Source organism: uncultured Campylobacter sp. (assembly GCF_938030815.1).
In the GTDB taxonomy this organism is placed as follows: domain Bacteria; phylum Campylobacterota; class Campylobacteria; order Campylobacterales; family Campylobacteraceae; genus Campylobacter_B.
In genome coordinates, this window is the sequence record NZ_CALHII010000183.1 from 1 (window position 1) to 4,850 (window position 4,850).

A 4,850-nucleotide genomic window follows, 5' to 3' on the forward strand; every position below is an offset into this window, starting at 1 on the left:
CATTTCAAATCCAAGTAAACTCATTATTAAATCAGTTTGAATTCATTCAATTTGAATTTTAAAAGAAGTTTTATAAATTTTATAAAACCATAGTGAAATAAATGCAATAAAAATTTATAAAATTTTCGAGCAACCCCAGTAATCACTATTCAAACTTTTTAGCGAGCTCCGTTCTGCTTCTAAGCTCTGCGCAAAATTCAGCGCCGCCGTCCGTAAAAGCCTCGCGCGGTATGGCGATATACATCGCGTTTTGAATGATGATGACGATAAAGCCGCCCGCGTCCCGCACGTCGCTAATCGTGTGATAATAATATCTGCCCTCGCCTTTCGCTTCTTTGGATTAAAAAATCGTCGCCCAGCGTCACGCTCTTACGCCCCATCTCGCTGAAATTTGCCTTGCCTAAGAGCTTGCGCATCAGCAGGTATGGACGCAACGCAAGGGAGTAGAAAAACAAAACGGGCGAGCCAAACCACACAAAAGTGGGCAGATAGCTCACCTCGCAATAGCCGTACTCTTCGAGCAGCCCGCCGATGTCATGTCGCCAAAATTTCACGCACAAAAACGTAACTACGAGCATCCACCCAAAGCACAAAACCGCGTCGCACAGGCCTTTAATGCGTATAAACCGATCGCCATTATAGACGATTTTAGAGATTTCGCGCGTCATATTCTTATACTCTTTGCTTGCCTTTATCTCAAAGTTCGCCTCTAAATTTTGCAAATTTTCTCCTTTTGAAATTTCATTAAATTTTACCGCCGCTCGTAAAGCACTCGGCCGAGCCCAAAAATACGCCGCGAGATTATCATGCGCACGCCCAAATAGACATAGCGCGGATTTTCGCTACCCGTGCTGAAGCCCTACTAGCCGTTTATCGCAAACAAAATCGCTGAGTTTTTCTGCGCCAAGAGCTCGTCCGAGAGGCGGTCGTATTCGTCCCCGAACCCAATTTCTTGCGCCATAGACGGCGGCTCATCATCCCAAGAGCCCATCGCACCGAATACATCGGCGATCCCCGCCGCGGCAAACGCCCTCAAGCTCGGCTGCGGTAGCACTGCAAACGAAACGGCGTAATACTCGTCCACAGCGACTTCGCCCCGCAGCGTCTTAAGCGCATTATCAAACGTCTGCGCGAAGTTTTCGCAGCCTATCTTGCTCGCAAAATTCCTGATTTGCACCAAAACATTCCCGAATTCTGCGCTATTATCGTGCGCGCTTAGCGCATCTCGCGGCATCCCGCGCCAAAGGCGCTCGGCATATTTCACGTGCCAAGCCTTTTTGTCGCGATCGTATTTCCAATCAGGCGTAAAAACGCCGTCAAAGCCCTCAAAGCGACATACGATGCCGTTTGCATTCGCGCCGCTAAATCCTAAAAGCGACCTATCTTTTGCGAAAGTTGAAATACTAAGCCCCGCGTCCTTCAGACCGAGCTTTAGGCACTGCTCTATCCAACGCCGCCGTGCGGAGATCGGCTCGTCCTCGTGCCCTTTTTGCGCGACTTGCTCGGTGAAAAACTCGCACGCTTTTTGCAAAAGTGGCGAGCCCGTGCTTTCGTCGGCGCCTTTTTTACTAGCCGCTTTTTCATTTGCCGCTTCTTTGCTGTTCGTGCGCTTTTGCTCCGCTGCACCGCCGCTCTCGGCAGTTTTGTCCGTCGCACTGCTCTGCACTGAGCCGTACGCATCTTTTTGCTCCGCAGCTTTACTTGCGTCGTTTACGCCGTCCTGCACTACGCGGTTCGCGCCCTCTGCGGTGCGGAAATGCTCCTTTGCAAATTCAAAATTTAAATATTTTATATATTTTTGATCTTGCGGCAACGGCTTAGGATTGCCGTGCAGAGCCGATTTTAGCGCGACGTACAGCGCGCACGAAAAATATAATTCGCCATTTATAGATATCTTTAAATTTAGACGCTTACATTCATGCGACGGATTATTTATGCTTCGCGCCAAAAGCCAGCGGCGACAAAATTTTAAAATTTTGCGCCTTAGCGACAAATTTAATCACGATAAAATTTGCGCGTGAAGCAAAAACAAATCTGCGCAAAGATAGAATTCCCAACCACCGCGAGCGTGAAATTTTAAAAGCAGCGACCATATCGAAAAAGGCGCCGTTATAAATTTACAGGCGCCGTGTACGTTGGTAAAATTCCAAAGCCAAAATCCATGAGCGACACAGGCGGGGCGATGCGGGTTAAATTTACGCGCACTTTAAAAATGACAAAACGCTTTAAAGAAATTTCAATCGCACGCGCGCTATGAAATTTTAAAGACAAGTCGCTGCGCCTACGCTACCGCCAAATTTAAAATGAACCGATCGCACCGCAAAATTTTAAAAGCGAGCCATTGCGTCCAAACTAGCTAAATTTAAAATTAAGCAATAGCGCCATTTGGGCTACGAAAGTCGCTCGTCGGCAAGCTACCACTCGCAAGCTCTGCCCGCAAGTCGCCGCTCGCAAGCTCTACGCCGAAAGCGTGCTACGCTACGACGTTTGGAAACTCATAGACCACGCGGCCGCTTTTGATCGTGCAAACCGCAGCGCCCGTAAGCTGCTTGCCGAAAAGCGGCGAGTTGCGCGATTTGGACTTATTTAGCGCCTCATCGTAAACGTAGGAAATCTGCGGATCGATGATCGCGACGTCGGCTAAAAAGCCCTCTTTGATCTCGCCCTTGTCCTTTAAATTTAGAATTTTGGCCGGGTTAAACGAGCACAGCCGCACCATGTCTTCAAGGCTGATAACGCCCTGCTCTACGAGCCGAAGCGTAAGCGGCACGAGGGTTTGAAGCCCCAAAATTCCAAACGGCGCGTGGTCGAATTCGACCAATTTATCGTCGGTGTTGTGCGGAGCGTGATCGGTCACGATAGCGTCGATCAGACCGCTTTTAAGCGCCTCTCTGATCGCCTGCACGTCGCTTTGGGTGCGAAGCGGCGGCGACATTTTAAAATTCGTATCGTATCCCATCAGCTCGCGCTCGTCAAAGGTAAAATGATGCGGTGTAGCCTCGCAGGTGACGCGGATACCCTCGCGTTTAGCCTGCTTTATGAGCTTGAGCGACCACGCCGAGCTTACGTGCGCGATGTGGATGTGTCCGCCCGTCTTTTTGGCAAGCAGCAGATCGCGCGCTATCATAATCTCCTCTTTTTCGCTCGCCATCCCCTTTAGACCGAGGATCGCGCTGACCTTACCCTCGTTCATCACGCCGCCGTGGCAAAGCGAGCAATCCTCACTGTGATTTATCACGAACGAGCCGAAGTGCGCGGAGTATTCGAGCGCCTGTCGCATCACGGAGCTATCGGTCACGGGCAGCCCGTCGTCGCTGAAAGCCACGCAGCCGGCTTCCAGCATATCGCCCATCTCTACGATCTTTGCGCCCTTGCAGTCCTGCGAGATCGCGCCTATGGGCAGTAGATCGATAAGCCCGCGCTGTTTGGCCTTAGCGATCATCGCGCGCGTGATGCTTGAGTTATCGTTCACGGGCTTGGTATTCGCCATCGGGAGGCAGGTCGTCACGCCGCCTGCGACCGCGGTTTCGCTGCCGCTGATGACGTCGTCTTTGTATTCGAGCCCCGGGTCTCTAAAATGCACGTGCATATCGATGAGGCCGGGCATCACGAGCTTGCCCGCAGCGTCTATGACGCGATCTGCGGCGGGACACTCGCGCGTGATCTTTGAAATTTTATCGCCCTCGATCAGGACGTTTGCCTCCTCGCTGCCGCCCCAATTAACGATCGTGCCGTTTTTTATTAAAATTTTCATCGTGCGCTCCTGTTTAAATTTATCGTATGAAGTATCGCCATTCGCATCGCCTCGCCGTTTTCTACCTGATCTAAAACGCAGCTATAGCGCGGATCGTCGGCTACGTCGGAGTTGATCTCCACGCCGCGGTTGATCGGGCCGGGATGCATTATCATGACGCCCTCTTTCGCCGCCTGCATTCTCTTAGCTGTAAGTCCGAAAAATTTCGAGTACTCGCGCACGCTCGGGAAGCTCGGCTCACCGTCTTGCCGCTCAAGCTGGATTCTAAGCATGATGATGACGTCGGCGCCCTCTATCGCCTCCTCCACGCTTTTGCATATCGGGCAGCCGAACGCGTCGCAGTCGCGCAGCATCATCGGAGGGCCAAAGAGCCGCACGTTTATGCCGAACTTTTTCATCGCCCAGATGTCGCTTCTAGCCACGCGCGAGCGGAATATATCGCCGATGATCGCGACGTTTAAATTTTCGATCCTGCCTTTGTGCTCACTGATCGTAAAAAGATCCAGCAGCGCCTGGCTCGGATGCTCGTTCAGCCCGTCGCCCGCATTTACGATCGATGCGTCGCAGTTGGCCGCGACAAATTTCGCCGCGCCCGAGCAGCTGTGGCGCAGCACGAAGATATCCGTGCGCATCGCCTGCATATTTCTGATGGTGTCGATCAGCGTCTCGCCCTTTTTCGTGCTACTGTCTGCAGCCGTGAAATTTACGCTGTCCGCGCCCAGGCGCTTGGCTGCGATCTCAAAGCTCGTGCGGGTGCGGGTGGAGTTTTCGAAAAACGCGTTGATGACCGTCTTACCGCGAAGCGAGTCGGATTTTTTGATATCGCTGCGGTTGAGCGCTTTAAACTCGCGCGCCAGATCGATGAAGTCGTAGATATCCTCGCGGCTTAGATCCTGCGCGCTAAGAAGATGCTTTAGCTTATACATTCCCTCTCCTTTTTTGGGCCGAATTTCAGCCGTAATTGTATAAAAAAATCTCTGATAAAATTTTAAAATTTAAGAGCTGAGCTCAAATTTAGGCGCGAAATTTTGCTTAAAATTTCATTTGAGTTCGCATACGAAGCGTGAGCGGAATTTCGGGGTAAAATTTAAAAATT

General features: G+C 51.1%; 5 protein-coding genes. All 5 read right to left on the reverse strand.

Annotated features, from left to right (window positions below):
- Positions 1-145 precede the first annotated feature (145 nt).
- Complete coding sequence (locus Q0277_RS06940) at positions 146-289, reverse strand: hypothetical protein (RefSeq protein ID WP_297996787.1); 144 nt, start codon at positions 287-289, stop codon at positions 146-148.
- 4 nt (positions 290-293) lie between these two features.
- Positions 294-722 (reverse strand): hypothetical protein, encoded by a 429-nt coding sequence (locus Q0277_RS06945; protein ID WP_297996789.1) that lies wholly within the window; start codon positions 720-722, stop codon positions 294-296.
- A gap of 140 nt (positions 723-862) precedes the next feature.
- Positions 863-1,948 (reverse strand): hypothetical protein, encoded by a 1,086-nt coding sequence (locus Q0277_RS06950; protein ID WP_297996790.1) that lies wholly within the window; start codon positions 1,946-1,948, stop codon positions 863-865.
- 525 nt (positions 1,949-2,473) lie between these two features.
- Positions 2,474-3,754 carry a dihydroorotase gene (locus Q0277_RS06955; protein WP_297996792.1) on the reverse strand — a complete coding sequence of 427 codons (1,281 nt, stop codon included), beginning with the start codon at positions 3,752-3,754 and terminating at the stop codon, positions 2,474-2,476.
- Positions 3,751-4,680 carry an aspartate carbamoyltransferase catalytic subunit gene (locus tag Q0277_RS06960; protein ID WP_297996794.1) on the reverse strand — a complete coding sequence of 310 codons (930 nt, stop codon included), beginning with the start codon at positions 4,678-4,680 and terminating at the stop codon, positions 3,751-3,753. The genes Q0277_RS06955 and Q0277_RS06960 overlap by 4 nt, the downstream gene beginning before the upstream one ends.
- Between the last annotated feature and the right edge of the window lie 170 nt (positions 4,681-4,850).